This is a genomic window from Enterococcus sp. AZ163, from assembly GCF_050498925.1.
GTDB lineage: Bacteria > Bacillota > Bacilli > Lactobacillales > Enterococcaceae > Enterococcus_A > Enterococcus_A ferrettii.
Genome location: NZ_JBIPAO010000001.1, coordinates 409,820 through 425,333, shown reverse-complemented (window position 1 = coordinate 425,333; position 15,514 = coordinate 409,820). Strand labels below are relative to the sequence as shown.

General features: G+C 41.8%; 14 protein-coding genes. 12 read left to right on the top strand and 2 right to left on the bottom strand.

Going from position 1 to position 15,514, the window contains the following annotated elements:
- Nucleotides 1-118: 118 nt before the first annotated feature.
- The 6 genes from IGI46_RS02190 (at nt 119) to IGI46_RS02165 (ending at nt 6,592) form a co-directional block, all read left to right on the top strand.
- Nucleotides 119-625 (top strand): Lrp/AsnC family transcriptional regulator, encoded by a 507-nt coding sequence (locus tag IGI46_RS02190; RefSeq protein ID WP_207700842.1) that lies wholly within the window; start codon nt 119-121, stop codon nt 623-625.
- A 265-nt stretch (nt 626-890) separates the two neighbouring features.
- Nucleotides 891-1,910, top strand: coding sequence for an ornithine carbamoyltransferase (argF, locus tag IGI46_RS02185; RefSeq protein WP_207700841.1), 1,020 nt, complete (start codon nt 891-893; stop codon nt 1,908-1,910).
- Between the two features lie 22 nt (nt 1,911-1,932).
- Entirely contained in the window at nt 1,933-3,318 is a 1,386-nt protein-coding gene (locus IGI46_RS02180; RefSeq protein WP_429972723.1) for an APC family permease, read from the top strand.
- A 2-nt stretch (nt 3,319-3,320) separates the two neighbouring features.
- Complete coding sequence (gene aguA, locus IGI46_RS02175; RefSeq protein WP_429972722.1) at nt 3,321-4,424, top strand: agmatine deiminase; 1,104 nt, start codon at nt 3,321-3,323, stop codon at nt 4,422-4,424.
- Nucleotides 4,425-4,441: 17 nt separating this feature from the next.
- Complete coding sequence (gene arcC, locus IGI46_RS02170) at nt 4,442-5,377, top strand: carbamate kinase (RefSeq protein WP_429972721.1); 936 nt, start codon at nt 4,442-4,444, stop codon at nt 5,375-5,377.
- Nucleotides 5,378-5,599: 222 nt separating this feature from the next.
- A complete protein-coding gene (locus IGI46_RS02165; protein ID WP_429972720.1) occupies nt 5,600-6,592 on the top strand; it encodes a choloylglycine hydrolase family protein in 993 nt (330 codons plus the stop codon).
- A 120-nt stretch (nt 6,593-6,712) separates the two neighbouring features.
- On the opposite strand, the gene IGI46_RS02160 is transcribed toward IGI46_RS02165, so the two are convergent.
- Nucleotides 6,713-7,204 (bottom strand): AraC family transcriptional regulator, encoded by a 492-nt coding sequence (locus IGI46_RS02160; RefSeq protein ID WP_429972719.1) that lies wholly within the window; start codon nt 7,202-7,204, stop codon nt 6,713-6,715.
- A 42-nt stretch (nt 7,205-7,246) separates the two neighbouring features.
- Nucleotides 7,247-7,639, bottom strand: coding sequence for a helix-turn-helix domain-containing protein (locus tag IGI46_RS02155; RefSeq protein ID WP_429972718.1), 393 nt, complete (start codon nt 7,637-7,639; stop codon nt 7,247-7,249).
- Nucleotides 7,640-7,832: 193 nt separating this feature from the next.
- On the opposite strand from IGI46_RS02155, the gene IGI46_RS02150 reads away from it, so the two are divergent.
- The 6 genes from IGI46_RS02150 (at nt 7,833) to IGI46_RS02125 (ending at nt 15,509) form a co-directional block, all read left to right on the top strand.
- Nucleotides 7,833-10,148 carry a helix-turn-helix domain-containing protein gene (locus IGI46_RS02150; RefSeq protein ID WP_429972717.1) on the top strand — a complete coding sequence of 772 codons (2,316 nt, stop codon included), beginning with the start codon at nt 7,833-7,835 and terminating at the stop codon, nt 10,146-10,148.
- Nucleotides 10,149-10,305: 157 nt separating this feature from the next.
- Nucleotides 10,306-11,523, top strand: coding sequence for an MFS transporter (locus IGI46_RS02145; RefSeq protein ID WP_429964664.1), 1,218 nt, complete (start codon nt 10,306-10,308; stop codon nt 11,521-11,523).
- Complete coding sequence (locus IGI46_RS02140) at nt 11,523-12,956, top strand: amidohydrolase (RefSeq protein WP_429972716.1); 1,434 nt, start codon at nt 11,523-11,525, stop codon at nt 12,954-12,956. The genes IGI46_RS02145 and IGI46_RS02140 overlap by 1 nt, the downstream gene beginning before the upstream one ends.
- A gap of 18 nt (nt 12,957-12,974) precedes the next feature.
- Nucleotides 12,975-13,640, top strand: a complete 666-nt coding sequence (gene sdaAB, locus IGI46_RS02135; protein ID WP_207700829.1) for an L-serine ammonia-lyase, iron-sulfur-dependent subunit beta — start codon at nt 12,975-12,977, stop codon at nt 13,638-13,640.
- 12 nt (nt 13,641-13,652) lie between these two features.
- Complete coding sequence (sdaAA, locus tag IGI46_RS02130) at nt 13,653-14,522, top strand: L-serine ammonia-lyase, iron-sulfur-dependent, subunit alpha (protein WP_429972715.1); 870 nt, start codon at nt 13,653-13,655, stop codon at nt 14,520-14,522.
- Between the two features lie 324 nt (nt 14,523-14,846).
- Nucleotides 14,847-15,509 (top strand): TetR family transcriptional regulator, encoded by a 663-nt coding sequence (locus tag IGI46_RS02125; protein ID WP_207700827.1) that lies wholly within the window; start codon nt 14,847-14,849, stop codon nt 15,507-15,509.
- Nucleotides 15,510-15,514: the final 5 nt, after the last annotated feature.

Below are 15,514 nucleotides of genomic sequence, written 5' to 3'. Positions count from 1 at the left end.
TACGAAGTTCTTTTTTTTGTAGTTTGTTGTCAGTATTCAGTACAATAAATACAAAATATTGAAATGTAAACGGTTTTATTGTATCCTTAGGGAAAGAAAAATTGTAGGAGTAATTGATATGAATAAAGAACATATGAAGTATTTTGATGACATAGACTATCACATCATCAAACTACTTAAGGATGACGCACGAATGTCTTCATCGAAAATTGCGAATAAGCTGGGAATCAATGAACGAACAGCACGAAGAAGAGTCGATCGTCTGCTTGAAACAGGGGCTATGCGAATCACAGCAATACTAGATCCTAATGACTTTGGCTATACAAACATAGTGGACATGTATATGCATGTCGAAGAGGAAAAGTATGAACAGACCCTTACGCAGTTTAAAGCGAACTCTTCCGTTGCTTATGTGGCAAAAGGGTGGGGAGACGACAATCTAATCATTCAATCACGATTCAAAAGCAGCGAGGAAATGAATTCATTCTTGAATGAATTTGTCGCAAACCTGGAAGGGGTGAAGCTGTCTCATTACGTTATGGTACCTAAAATTCTATCCAATATTGATTCCTGGATGCCGAATGAAGAAGATTTTAAACAAACCAATAAATTGGATCAAAAATAGTTTAATGAGTGGAAATAGAGCTGGCGTATACCGTCAGCTTTTTTTATTTACCCTTTTTTATTTAAATAATGAAATGGGGATATTTTATATATTTTTCTGACAACTCACGTCTAACTCTTATTGACAGCGTTTGCAAACGTATGTATAATACGTAATATATTAACAAAAGTACATATATGTATCTATATCATGTCCGATTCGGACATTAGGTATTTTGATCAAATACCTAAAAAATTTGGAATGAATGGGGAAGGGGTAAAAAGAAATGGTAAGACACTTTTTGGATTTAATGGATTTTTCGAATGAGGAAGTTTACAAAATGATTGATCTTTCTCGCAAGCTTAAACGTGCAGACAAGCTGGGTGCTTGTCCTAAGATTCTTGAAGACATGAGTTTAGGAATGATTTTTGCTGAATCATCGACACGCACACGGATATCCTTTGAGGTTGCGATGACAAAGCTTGGTGGTCATGGACTGTACCTGCGACCAGGAGAAATTCATCTGGGTAAATCTGAAACAGTTAAGGATACAGCTTTGGTTATGTCGCGATTGCTGGATGCGGTAGAAATCAGAACCTGCGAGGATGAGGATATTGCTGAGCTGGCTGAGCATGCAGATGTTCCGATTATTAACGGAATGGGAACGTATTTACATCCTGTCCAATGTCTTTGCGATCTAGTGACAATGAGTGAACACCTGCCAGAGGGCAAAGAACTTTCTGATATTACTTTGACGTTTATTGGCGATGCAACTATTTATGAAAATGTGGGTACAGCGCTCTCTCATATTTTGCCGCGATTGGGTGCGAATTTTATCTACGCGGTTCCAGAAGGCTATGAAGCAGAAGAAAGCTTTTATGCACCTGTCCAAAAAGCAATTGAAGAAGGCGGAGGCACCTTCAGCATTATGCATGATCCAGTTGAAGCAGTAAAGAATGCTGACTACATCTATTCTTCTGTTATGTGGTACGAAGGCTTTGATTCGGATCGAGAAAAACGGACAAAAGATTTTCTGCCAAAATATCAAATAAACGAGGAGCTGGCTGCACAGGCCCCAGATCACGCGATGTTTATGCATTATCTACCTGCACAACGAGGCTATGAAATGACTGATGCGATCATGGATCATGAACGCTCACTACTTTGGGATCAGGCAGAGAATAGATTGTACGGGGAAATGGGCTTGCTGGTTTATTTGTTGGAGCCTCTGAAGAAAAAGGCTTCCGCGGAAGTGAAGGCGCAAGAAACTGCACGAATAGAAACATGGATCGCCGAAAACATGTAACGATCCGGAAAGGATTAAAAAAATGGAACAGGAAAATAGTACAAAAGCGTTAGGAAAAGTAGACGTGTACTTAGGGATTATTTGCGCAATACTTTTCGCGGATGTTATCGTCTCGAATACGTCGCTGGGTCCTTCTGTAATAGCTTGGTGGCTTATTATCGGTATTCTATTTTTTATCCCCAATGGCTTGGTAACCGCCGAATTAACTGGAACCTATCCAGACAAGGGAGGAATTTACGGCTGGATTAAAAAGGCATTCGGCTCGAAATGGGCTGCCCGGACCTCCTGGTTTTATTGGATTAATTGTGCTCTTTGGATGCCTTCCGCTTTCATTTGGGTTAGCGGTGCATTATGCAATACATTTTTCCCAAATGCCGGCTATTTTGTAGAGGTACTAATTAGTATTGTGATCACTTGGGTGGTGATCTGGCTGGCAACACGACGGATGTCGGAAAGCAAGTGGATTGTAAATCTGGGTGGTGTTAGTAAAATACTGATTTTCTCATTAGTTATTCTTGCTGGAATTTTCTATTTAGTTAATGGAAATGCAAGTCAAAATGTTGTTACTGCACAAACGATGATGCCGACAGTCGGCGATGGACTAGTTTATCTGCCGGTCATTTTGTATTGCTGCTGTGGAATGGAGATATTGGCGGCCAATGCGCATGAAATGCAAAACCCAAGGAAGGATTTGCCTAAAGCTGTTATGCTTGTGGTTATCCTTACCATTGTGTTTAATATGTTTGCTTCATGGTCTATTCTGCAGGTAGTCCCAGTTGGTGAGTTGGATCTAGTCACTGGTTTGAATCAGGTGTTGCGGGTTGCTTTTCAGGCGGATTGGATTGTCATGTTAAGTTCACTAGTTCTTCTATTTAGTGTAAGCGTCCAGATTATTACTTGGTCGCAAGGAGGAGCTAGAGGGGCATCGGAGGCTGCACAGGAAGGTGAGCTTCCGGCTTCCATGGGGAAAGATAGTCCGAAAACGGGGGCACCAACAGGAGCATTGATTGTCACAGGAATTGTCTCAACGGTAGTAATTGTTATCTATGGCTTTATGGCAAGCAGCGCAGCAGATTTGTTCTTTACACTTCTGGCGTTCAGCTCTATTCTGTTTTTTGTCCCTTATGCAATCATGTTTCCGGCTTATATGAAGCTGAAAAAGATTGATGCCCATGCTGACCGTCCTTTTACGGCTCCGGCCGGTCCGGTTCTTGCCGTGATTTGCGAAGTTGTTTTGATTATTGGAATGGTCCTGTTTGTTTGGGTACCCGGACAACCCTTTGATACAGCTTATTCTTTGCCGATTATTATTGGCTTGATTATCACGGTATTGATTGGCGAGTATATTGTAAACAGACAAATTAAAAAGAATACTAAACAAACCGACATGCTTAAGGAGGTAGAATAACAATGGCGAAAACAATCAGTAGTACACCCCAAAAAGATGGATTCCGAATGCCCGGTGAATTCGAGCCGCAAGCAGGAATTTGGACAGGCTGGCCCCTGCGGCCGGATGTCTGGCGTGCCAATGCGCGACCTGCGCAGCAAACCATGCTGGAGGTCATCAAAGCAATCGCAAAATTCGAACAGGTTACCGTTATCTGCACCGAGGCATATTATGACTATGCTCGAACAGCCTTGCCTGAAGATGAAAACATACGTCTGATAGAAATGTCCTATGATGACTGTTGGCTTAGAGATTGTGGGACTACCTTTGTGGTGAACGACAAAGGAGCCTTGCGAGGTGTAGACTGGGATTTCAATGCATGGGGCGGGTTAGAAGAAGGCTTTTACTTTCCATGGGACAAAGATGACAAAGTAGCGAAAAAAATGTTGGAGATCGAAAACAAGGATAGATACAAAGCGCCATTTGTTCTTGAAGGAGGCTCTATTCACAGTGATGGCGAAGGAACCATTTTAACTACTGAGGAGTGTTTGCTGGAGCACAACAGCAATCCAGAAATGGGAAAAGAAGAATACACGGAAGCCTTAAAAGACTATTTAGGAGCCGAAAAGGTAATTTGGATTCCTAAAGGGATTGCTTATGATTCTGTTTATGGTCATGTAGACAATATTGCTTGTTTTGCAAAGCCTGGTGTAATCTTGATGAGCTGGACAGATGATGAAGCAGATGAACAATATGCCATTTCGCGAGAGGTATATGAATTTTTGTCAAAACAGACAGATGCAAAGGGAAGAAATTTCGAGATTCATAAAATTACGCAGCCAAATCCAATCTTTTATACAAAGGAAGAAGCGGAAAGCTACAATTTCACAGATACAACCACTTCTTATGTAGAAGGGGATCGAATTGCTGCCTCGTATATTAATTTCTTAATTGTGAATGGGGGAATTATTTATCCGACCTTTGATGACGAAGAACAGGATGCAGAGGCCAAACGAAAGTTAGAAGAAGTTTTTCCGGGTCGAGAAGTAGTTGGAGTGATGTCGCGGGAACTGATTATGGGTGGCGGAAACATCCATTGTATGACCCAGCAACAGCCTAAAGTCTAAAGCTGGAGGGAGAAGCAATGTCTAGAATTGTTGTCGCTTTGGGAGGCAATGCGTTAGGAAACACACCTAAGGAGCAGGAACAGCGAATTAAAAAAGCAGCGGCTGCATTAATTGGCTTGATTGGTTCAGAAAATGAGATCATCGTCAGCCATGGAAACGGTCCTCAAGTAGGAATGATCCATTCGGCTTTTGATCTAGCCAGTAGGCAAGATGACAGTATTCCAACCATCGATTTGCCAGAATGTACAGCGATGAGTCAAGGCTACATCGGCTATCATTTACAACAAGGACTAAAAATGGAGTTGCAGCGCCAAGGGATGCCCTGGAATGTAGCAACAGTTGTAACTCAGATCGAAGTTTATAAAGACGATCCTGCTTTTAAACATCCAACAAAGCCAATTGGACGTTTTTACGATCAAGCAACCGCCGAGAAAATAATGAGCAAAGATCCGCAGCAACGATTGGTTGAAGACTCTGGACGAGGGTGGCGCAGAGTCGTCGCCTCTCCTAAGCCCATTGATATTGTTGAAAAGGATTCCATTCTAAATTTGCTTAACAATGAGTATATCGTCATTGCTTGCGGTGGAGGAGGGATTCCAGTTATCGAAGAACAGAATCAGCTGGTTGGAATTCCAGCCGTAATCGATAAAGATTTTGCGTCAGCTAAGCTAGCAGAGTTAGTAGCTGCTGATTGCTTGATCATTCTTACCGCAGTTGATCAGGTAGCTATTCATTTTGGAAAACCAGAGCAAGAAAATATTGGTGAAATGTCGGTTGCCCAAGCCAAAAAATATTGCGAAGCAGGCCATTTTGCAGCAGGCAGCATGCTGCCCAAAATTCAAGCAGCCATCGAATTTGTCGAAACTGCGCCAAGACGAAAAGCTATCATTGCTTCATTGGAAAAAGCGCCATTGGCAGTAAAAGGAGAATCCGGTACCTTGATTTATCACTGACGCCGGACCTCTATCAAGACGGAATTTTGGTAGAGCAGACTATTCGTTTATGGGTCATTCGGATACTGACAGACAAGCAGTCTCCGAATTTATAGAATAATTTGAAAGAGGGAACGATCTTCTGTTCCTTCTTTTTTTGTTTTCTTTTTGCTGGCAAAAGAGTACTCTATAGTCAAAGAAACGCATTGTTTTCTTAATTTTGTCATCATAAGGAGTGGTAGAATGTGCACAAGTCTCACTTTAACCAGTCATGCAGAACATCATTTTTTAGCTAGAACAATGGATTTTGGGTTCCAGCTTGACGGCAGACCGGTTGTAATTCCTCGAAATTATGAATGGAAATCTCAGCAGGGAATACAAAAAACAAAGTATGGCTTCGCTGGTACAGGTAGAAATTTGGAAGAATACTTTTTAGCAGAGGGTGTTAACGAAAAAGGCTTCGCTGTGGCAGAGCTGTATTTTCCAAATGAAGCGAAGTACAATACAACGACTCAGAAGGAAAAAGTAAATTTAGCTCCCCATGAATTTATTATGTGGTTATTAGGTCAGATAGGAAGTATCTCTGAACTAAGAGAAAGAATTACGGAAATTAATTTAGTGGAAGAAGCCATCCCGATGCTGGGCTTTATCCCGCCGCTGCATTTCATTGTTACAGATAAAACGGGAGAGACAGTGGTTCTCGAATCCGATAGTGGGGAGATGGTGGTTAAAAGTAATCCAGTGGGAGTCATGACCAACAGTCCTGATCTTAGCTGGCATTTGAAAAATTTGAATAATTACTTGAATATTCAACCCACTAATTTTCCAGCCAAGAAAATTGACGAGTATGTGATTCAACCTTTCGGGCAAGGATCAGGAACCTTTGGCTTGCCAGGAGGCTATACATCGCCTGAACGTTTTGCTCGAGCAACCTTTTTACGAGCGTTGACCGATACGGGCGAAACGATCGAAGAAGGAGTAAACGCAATTTTCAAAATACTTAACAACGTGACGATTCCTAAAGGTGTGGATATTAAGGACGATGGTTCCAGTGATTACACGCAATATCGAGCGGCGCTTGATGTGACTGAGTTAACCTACTATTTTAACCCTTATGAATCTCCAGAAGTATTCAAGCTTACTTTAGATGAAACGTTGCTAGCTAAGAAGGAACCGACAGAATTTGCTTATGCTGCGACCTTCAAGACGACCGACTTAAATACAAAGAATACTTGAGTTAAATAAGAACGAAAATCAATATAGACTAACAAACAAGCGACTTACTCGTAAGAAGAGCAGGTCGCTTGTTGTTGTTACTCGTTTGAATTTGCAAAAAGAATCTATGCTCTAAAACTTTTACAAAATTGGAATATAAATGTCTGTAAGACTTTTGTCCCTCATATTTTTAGGCGGCTCAGTAATGTACATTTCAAAGGGTACGGCATCTCGTGGTTTAGCCTTGTCTTTAAACAGCCATTCTTGATACATATATTGCCATGCCTCGCCGTACTGAGCGGCTGACAGCTCAAAGTGTCCCACACCAAATTTACCAGAAATACTGGATTCGCAAATCGATCCACTTTCGGTTACTTCAGCATCAACTGAAATCGTCATTGCGACACTTGTGCGCAGATTTTTACCATCTGTAATAAAAGGATTGTCGTCATAAATGGTTAAAACCTTTGTTTCGTCAGGAATAATTAGATTCTGAGCAGTTGCAAAGTCAAATAGTTCTTTGAATAGCTTTCTACTCTGCTTTCTAAATTCAGCATAGCTTCCTCTAAAACGAACGTAGATAATTCTTTGGTCGGTTAATTCTTCGGTAGTAATAGTGATTGGTTCAAGCATAATCATTGTCCTCCTTGTATTTACTCTGTCTTACAAAGACTATTATTCCACGAACCAGTGAGCAGTTCTTGACGATTCTTGCTGTTTTCGATAGTTTAAGGGGCTTACGCCAAAATGTCTTTTAAACGTTCGGCTGAAGGAACTGGAATCATTATACCCATAGTCCAGCGCAACAGTTGTTATGGAAGTCTTCGGGCTGACACATAAAAAAATTGCAGCCCGCTCTATTTTGAAACGGGTAACAAATTCGTTCACAGTTTCCGTGGAATACAGTTTAAAAATCCGATGAAAATGAAATTCAGACAAATGAGCATTGTTTGCTAAATCCTTTAAGGATAAAGGTTCCTTTAAGTGCTGTTCAATGTAATCCTCGGTTTTATTGATGAGTCGAATGTAGGTCTGTTTAGAAATTGCTTCGTTCGTTTGTTTCGTCATTTCACTAGTTCCTTATCTATTCATTCGGCAGGTGGGTTACCCACTCTAGATGATTATAGCAAATTCATTAACTTGATTAAATTTGGAAAGGACTCCTTTTCGCTGTTGCTGTTTAGCTAAGGGGATTGACTTAAACGAAATATACTATAAAGTTTAAGCTATTAAACTACCTGATTTGAGAGGAGTGAACGTTATGACACCTACTGGAAATTTTCCCTTTGCCATTCATGGCATCATTGGTCAGCACTGGACTTCCAGCAGCGACAGTAATTTGCGTATTTTATTTGGCATTCGCGGCAGCTGGCAAATTCTAACCGAAGAGTCTGTTTATGAGATGTCAGCAGAAGATGTGCTGGTTTTAAATGCTTTTCAGGCAGCGCAGGTTACGGCAACCAGCGTAGACTCGGCCCTTTTTTTAATCGAAATTTACCGAGAAGAAATAGAAAATCAGTTAAATATTCAGTGGACTCCGGTTTTTGATTGCAATTCAATGGCCGAAAAACAGTTTGCCTACCAGGAAAAAGAATTCAGCCAGCTTAGGGAAAAACTGCTGGCCTGTCTCGCCACCTTTTATGATTTAAAGGAGCAGAATCAGTTTGCTGTTTACGAAAAATTCTTCAGCATGCTGAGCTTTCTTAAAAGCCATTTTCAGAGATCCGATTTCCAGATTCCGGCAGCTTATGATGAAAAAATTCAACAGGTCTTAACCACTATTCATTTAAATTACATGAAGCCGCTGACCCTGCAGCAAATCGCCGAGGAGACTTTCTTGTCTTACCATTACTTATCTCGCAAGTTCAAAGAAGAGGTGGGTGTTTCGTTTAAAGAATATCTGACGACCTATCGGTTAAAAAAATCGGCAACTGCTTTGCGAATTTCGGAGCAGTCGATTTTAAAGATTGCACTGGAAAATGGCTTCACCAATAGCAAAGCCTTTCATTTAGCATTCAAAAACTATTACGGAATCACTCCCAATGACTATCGCCATCAGCAAGCTTCTGAGATGCTCGAAGTTGGCGATGGAAAGAAAGTAAAGGCAGATAATTTTGAGCTGTTGGAGATTGAAGCAGCCATGCTGGTATTATCCAATTTTATGGTACAAAAGGATCCAGAGGAGTTTCTAGAGCCGAAGCAGCTGGAACGACAGATTCCCTTAACTAAACCATTAAAACCGCGGAGCACCCTGCCGAAAATTTTAAATATCGGCCATTGCAGCAATTGGTTGCGAGGGGATGCTCAACAGGCGCTGTTAGAAACCTGTCAGGGAATCAGTTTTGACTACCTGCGTTTTAACGATGTACTGATTGAAAATCAGCTGATCATCGATACCTTTGACATTTTACCGAACCATGCACAAATGAGCCGTTTAATCAGCTTTGCGATGGAAAATCACTTGACTCCAATCATCCACTTTAAGATACCTAAAGACAATCAGATTGAATTTTCGAGTTGGCTGGAACCTCGTTTGAAGGTACTTCAGCGATTGGTGGATGAGTTTGGCGACAGTTCGAATACGTGGCATCTGGAATTTGATCTTGATCCGCTGCCAGTCAATTTAAAGGAAAATTTCTTATTCTTTTACCAGCAGATGCAACGTATTTTTGATCAGCCGACGATTGGTTTAAATGTAGGGGCTTTGTATCGGTCACCAGTCGTTGATCAGTTAGAAGAATTTTTAGCGGATCTGAATGAACAGCACCTAACGATTGCGTTTGTTGATTACCGCAGTGACCCTAGTGATGACTATTTATGGGATGAGCTTCCCAAAAATTTATTGAAGGATTACCAGGAATACAATTTGACAACGTTAAAGGCTTTGCTGGAAAAATACCATTGCGGTGGAAAAGTTTTCCTCAGTGAATGGAACACCTTAATTGGTAAAGGGACTACGCTGAGAGGAACCTTCTTCCGATCTGCTATCATGCTTAAAGATATTCTTTATTTAGCGGAAGAAATTGAAGGGATCGGTTTTTGGCTAAACAATAGTATTCAGTCAAATAGTCCGGAACAACCTCTTACTGGGCAAAATCGCTTAACCTTATATGTGGGCCATCAATTGAAACGGCCGGTCTTTTTCGTTCTTCAAATGTTTGATCGAATCAAAGGATCGGTTTTGTATCAGGAGGAATCCATTTACTTGACGCAGCAAGGACGGACACGCTATTTATTGTTACTGAACCCTACGTATTTTAACCCGGCGATGAGTATCGATGAGACGTACATGATGTATCAATCGCAGCTGATCAAGCTAGAGCTGCAGCACCTGGAGTCAGGACTGTATCAAATCAATACCTATACGTTAGATAAGGATCATGGTGGGATTTATAATGAAGTTTTAAAAACCAGTGGGCTGGAATTAGTGGATCAGGAAGCAACCGATTATTTAAAACAAGCAATCCTGCCTCAATTGGAAATTTCTTGTATCGAGGTGGAGGAACAGTTGACGTTCAAAGAGCTTCTCAGCTTCAACGCCTGTCGCCTTATTCAAATAAAGCCGTTGCACAATTAAAAGTGTAACGGCATTTTTTGTCTTCGAGAATATTTTTGTCAAATTCCAGCAAATAAATCTTATTTATGAGACAAAATGTGCAACTCTTTGTGAATCCGCTTTCTTTATACTTTAGATATACCAAACGGGGCCCTAAAAAAATAAAGAGGTGTAGTAGATGGACAGAAAGGTTCAAGAAACAACTGAAGTATCCGCCGTCTCCAAAAAAAGCAGTGTAGGCATTGTGTTTGCATTAATGGCAGGCTATTCCATGGTTTATATGGATAAGTCGATGGTTTCCACAGCAATTATTCCCATTTCACAACAGTTTAATTTAGATTCTGGTCAAACAGGATTGATTATGTCGTTCTTCTTCTTAGGTTATTCCTTAATGCAAATTCCTGGTGGCTGGCTAGCGGATAAGATAGGTGCCAAAAAAGTGTTGATGCTGTCGTTAGCGATTATTTCTTTCTTTTCCTTTGCTTTTGGCATGGTCAGCGGCTTGATGCTGTTTATGATGATTCGCTTTTTTGCTGGTGTCGGTCATGGCGGCTATCCGCCAAGTGTTTCTAAAGCCGTTGCCAATAATTTTCCGCAGGAACGACGGACATTTATTCAATCCATGATTTTATCAACTTCAGGGATCGGCGGCATATTAGCCTTCACTCTAGGTGCGAATTTAATTAGTCAAAGCTGGCGCTTAGGCTATATCGTTTTGGGGAGTCTATTTGCAGCAGCGTTTATCTTAGTCGGCATTTTTGTGCCAAAGGATCTTCAGCTATCTAAGAAGGAACAGGCCGCTAAAATTCCATTTAAAGAAGTCATTGCTAATCGGAATGTGTTGACGTTGTTTGTTGCGATGCTTTTATTGAACTTCCTGCTTTACGGAAATATTTCCTGGCTGCCAACGGTCTTAGCCCAAAAATTTAGCTTAGAAATCACGCAAGTGGGTTATTTACTGGCGGTTAATGCAATTTTCCAAACGATCGCTACTATGTTTGCTGGAGTCCTGCTGTCGAAATTATTCTTAGGCAAAGAAAAAATCTTCATTCTTGGGGCAACCATTATCTCAGCGATCTTTGTCGTAGTGTTTGTTTTATCTAGTAATTTAATAGTAGCGATGGTGGCGTTGATTCTGTTAAGCATGATTTCAGTTTCTGCCTTTACCGCTATCTTTACTCTGCCGCATAAAATCATGGATGGTTCAATTATCGGCTCGGCCATTGGCATCATTAATACTGGCGGAACATTGGGCGGCTTTTTGGCACCAATGATTCTAGGTCAATTGATTAATCTAGGCGGCGGTTCGTTCACTATTCCATTCGGTTTTATGGCATTGGCAAGTATATTGTGCGGATTAACGGTATTAACATTAAAAGATAGGAGTCAAGAATAATGACAAATCCCAAAGAACAAATTTCCCAAATGATTGAAGCAAAACGTGACAAATTTATTGCAGCAGCTGACCGTATTTGGAGCACGCCAGAGACGCGTTTTGCCACTGAAAAATCAGTTCAGCCCTTCTACGAAATTTTAGAAGAAGAAGGCTTCGAAGTTGAAAAAGGCTTAGCCGATATGGATCATTCCTTTGTTGCAACATATGGCTCTGGCAAACCGATTATTGGTATTTTGGCTGAATATGATGCACTTAGTAACTTAAGCCAAGTTGCTGATTTGGGTGAACAAAAAGCAGAAGTACCCGGCGGCAATGGTCATGGCTGCGGCCATAACTTATTGGGAACAGGTGCGCTAGCAGGAGCAGTCGGCATCAAAGACTATATTGCGGCCAACCAGCTGGAGGGGACTATCAAATTGTTTGGTTGTCCAGCAGAAGAAAGCGGCTATGGGAAGGCTTATATGGCTAGAGCAGGTTTATTCGATGAATTAGATGTGGCTCTATCCTGGCATCCTTGGGATATTAGCGGGGCATGGTCCATTAGCAGTCTGGCAGTTTATCAAGTGTATTACCATTTCAAAGGAATTTCAGCTCACGCAGCAGCTGCACCAGAACAGGGCCGTAGTGCGTTAGATGCAGCAGAGTTGATGAATGTCGGTGTACAATTCCTAAGAGAACATATCATTGATGATGGTCGTGTACATTATGCCTTTACAGATGCTGGCGGAGAATCAGCGAATGTCGTGCAGCCAACGGCAAGCTTGTATTACTTTATTCGGGCACCTAAGATTGAACAGGTGGAAGAAATTTATCAACGGGTAAACAAAATTGCGCGAGGCGCAGCGATGATGACCGAAACAGAAGTAACGATTGATTTTGATTCTGCCTGCTACAACTATTTACCAAATCATGCAGTAACCACAGCGATGTACGAAAATCTTTTAACTGAAGGAAAAATGAACATAGGCCAAGAAGACCAGGATTATGCACAGCGCTATTACGACAGTTTAACCGATGCAGCAAGACAGTCCTTAGTCACTCGCGCAAAACAATTTGCACCTGAAGCAGATGAGGCGGAAATCCAACGCTTGGGGTCATTACCAATCGCTGAACAAATTCAGCCCCTCGTTTTCTCTAGTGCGACTGCCGGATCAACGGATGTGGGGGATGTCAGCTGGGTTTGTCCAACTGCTCAAATCTTTGTCGGCTGCGAACCGCAAGGAACACCTGCTCACAGCTGGCAATGGGTAGCAAATGGCACATCTTCAGTGGCTCATGAGGGCTTATTAGCTGCAGGGAAAACGATTGCCGCAACAGCCTATGACTTGCTGACCAAACCGGAATTAGTTCAACAGGCTAAAGAAGAACATCAAAAAACATTGGATGGTGAAGTTTACAAATCGGCCATTCCAGCTGAGGTTTTACCAAGATAAACAAAAAGGGGCTATTCAATGGAACAATTAAAGTATTCAAGTATTTTTGATATCATAGGCCCCATCATGATCGGTCCCAGCAGTTCGCATACTGCTGGGGCTGCTCGTATTGGGAAGGTTGTACGTAAAATTTTTGGCGAACGACCAGATACGGTCGATATTTATTTGTACGAGTCCTTCGCCAAAACCTATCGCGGGCATGGCACTGATATCGCACTAGTGGGTGGTCTATTGGGAATGGAGCCCGAAGATCCGCGCCTCAGTGATTCCTTAAAAATTGCTCATGAAGAAGGCATGGAAATTCTATTTGTACCGAAGCAGGAAAAAGCTGAACATCCTAATATGGTGCAGCTAAAGCTCACTCGAGGGACTCACGTCTTAACTGTTACCGGTATTTCCATCGGCGGCGGAAACATCCAAATTTCTGAAGTGAACGGCTTTAAGCTATCTTTATCCTTAGGAATGCCGACCTTTGTTATTGTGCATCAAGATGTACCAGGGATGATTGCTCATATCAGTCAGCTCTTTTTTGATGCCGAGGTCAATATCGGTACGATGTCCGTTTCCCGCGAAGCAGTCGGGGAGAAGGCTATCACAGTTATCGAAACCGATGAACGCAACGAAGCAGTCCAAAATAAAATAAAAGCGATCGATTCAGTATTCAGTGTTTCTTATTTCGAATAAAGGAGGCTTTCGATGTTTTACAGTATTGAAGAGCTGGTGGAAAAAAGTCAGGACTATGAGAATATCAGCGAGCTGATGATTGCTACCGAAATCCAATTAAGCGGCCGTACACGGGAAGAAATTATTCGTTTGATGGAGAAAAACCTGATAGTCATGGAACAGTCCATTGACGAAGGTGTAGCCGGGGTTAAGTCAGTGACCGGACTAACTGGCGGCGATGCGACTAAATTGAACAGCTACCTTGATTCAGGAAATTTTCTAAGTGGTGAAACGATCTTGACTGCGGTTAGAAATGCGGTTGCTGTCAACGAAGTGAATGCAAAGATGGGCTTAATCTGTGCCACGCCAACTGCTGGCAGTGCTGGAGTGGTTCCCGGTGTTTTGATGGCCTGCCGCAAGCGTTTAAATTTGAGTCACAGCCAACAACTCGAATTCCTGTTTACTGCTGGTGCATTTGGTTTAGTCATTGCCAATAATGCCTCAATTTCCGGCGCAGAAGGCGGTTGCCAGGCAGAGGTTGGTTCAGCCAGCGCGATGGCTGCAGCAGCCTTGGTTCAAGCCAATGGCGGCACAGCCCACCAAGCGGCCCAAGCTGTCGCAATTACTCTGAAAAATATGATGGGCTTGATCTGTGATCCAGTCGCGGGTCTCGTTGAAGTTCCTTGTGTGAAGCGAAATGCTTTAGGCTCCTCACAGGCCTTTATTTCAGCCGATATGGCCTTAGCTGGGATCGAAAGCGTTATTCCTCCCGATGAAGTCGTTGAGGCGATGTATCGGGTGGGGCGCCAAATGCCTAGTATCTTCAAAGAAACCGCAGAAGGTGGGTTAGCAATGACACCAACCGGTCAAAGACTGGCCAAAGAACTGATGGTCAAGGATTAAAAAATGAAAGCATCGAAGTTTATTGTTTCGGACAATGGACTTTGGTGCTTTTTTTAGATTCTTTTAAATGAATTATTCTATCATTCTTCAGTTTTTTTATGGTGCGATTAATCAAACAAAATAATTGCAAGCCTTATCATTGCTGAGGTATCAGCTCTCGTCTGAATTACCAAAAAAAACCTCGACAGATAGCTAAAGTTTTTCAAAAATTATCAGACAAAACACTTGCATCCGAAAGGAAAGAGCGTATAATGACAAGTTGTCACATGACAAGGTGTCATTTGTCATTTAAAAGAATTTTTTTAAAGGGAGGAGGGAAAGATCGTGCCTAAAGAAACCTTTTATCATCTGTCGGAAAAAAAGCAGCAGCGGATCATGACTGCCGCTAAAAAGGAATTCTCTAGAGTACCGATGGGTGAAGCTTCGATTGCACAGATTATCAAGGATGCAGAGATTCCTAGAGGCAGCTTTTATCAGTACTTTGAAGACAAGGAAGATTTGTATTTCTACTATTTTCAAAGTATGCGCAGAAATTTTCAGCAGGAATTGAATCTGGCGATTGAACAAGCAGAAGGAAGTTTGTTTGATGGATTTGAGATTTATTTCTCGAAAATGGTCCGGGAAGTTCTTCAAGGAACGAATGCAGCTTTTTACAAAAATATGTTCATGAGCATGGACTATCGCTCGTTTCATAAAGTTGCACCACATTTTGGAAAAAAGCCCCATGCCGCATGTCCTCCAGATCAGCGTCATAAAGAAAATCTTCAGGAGTTTTACGACAGAGTGGATCTGTCCCTTTTAAAAGTAGCCAATCAGGAAGAACTGAAGCTTTTAGTCAAAATGCTGATGCATCTAGTTTTTTCGACGATTGCAGAGGGCTATCGGCAAATGAAGGAAAATGGTGACCACTCCATTGAAGAAGTCATGGCAGAGTTCACCTTGAAATTAAATTGGTTAAAAAGCGGCGCCACAAAAGAAAGCCGGTAAATGAA

What these genes read in the sequence shown, in the direction of transcription:
- IGI46_RS02190 (WP_207700842.1), top strand. Translation starts at nt 119, where the DNA reads ATGAATAAAGAACATATGAAGTATTTTGATGACATAGACTATCACATC.
- argF (WP_207700841.1), top strand. Translation starts at nt 891, where the DNA reads ATGGTAAGACACTTTTTGGATTTAATGGATTTTTCGAATGAGGAAGTT.
- IGI46_RS02180 (WP_429972723.1), top strand. Translation starts at nt 1,933, where the DNA reads ATGGAACAGGAAAATAGTACAAAAGCGTTAGGAAAAGTAGACGTGTAC.
- aguA (WP_429972722.1), top strand. Translation starts at nt 3,321, where the DNA reads ATGGCGAAAACAATCAGTAGTACACCCCAAAAAGATGGATTCCGAATG.
- arcC (WP_429972721.1), top strand. Translation starts at nt 4,442, where the DNA reads ATGTCTAGAATTGTTGTCGCTTTGGGAGGCAATGCGTTAGGAAACACA.
- IGI46_RS02165 (WP_429972720.1), top strand. Translation starts at nt 5,600, where the DNA reads ATGTGCACAAGTCTCACTTTAACCAGTCATGCAGAACATCATTTTTTA.
- IGI46_RS02160 (WP_429972719.1), bottom strand. Translation starts at nt 7,204, where the DNA reads ATGCTTGAACCAATCACTATTACTACCGAAGAATTAACCGACCAAAGA.
- IGI46_RS02155 (WP_429972718.1), bottom strand. Translation starts at nt 7,639, where the DNA reads ATGACGAAACAAACGAACGAAGCAATTTCTAAACAGACCTACATTCGA.
- IGI46_RS02150 (WP_429972717.1), top strand. Translation starts at nt 7,833, where the DNA reads ATGACACCTACTGGAAATTTTCCCTTTGCCATTCATGGCATCATTGGT.
- IGI46_RS02145 (WP_429964664.1), top strand. Translation starts at nt 10,306, where the DNA reads ATGGACAGAAAGGTTCAAGAAACAACTGAAGTATCCGCCGTCTCCAAA.
- IGI46_RS02140 (WP_429972716.1), top strand. Translation starts at nt 11,523, where the DNA reads ATGACAAATCCCAAAGAACAAATTTCCCAAATGATTGAAGCAAAACGT.
- sdaAB (WP_207700829.1), top strand. Translation starts at nt 12,975, where the DNA reads ATGGAACAATTAAAGTATTCAAGTATTTTTGATATCATAGGCCCCATC.
- sdaAA (WP_429972715.1), top strand. Translation starts at nt 13,653, where the DNA reads ATGTTTTACAGTATTGAAGAGCTGGTGGAAAAAAGTCAGGACTATGAG.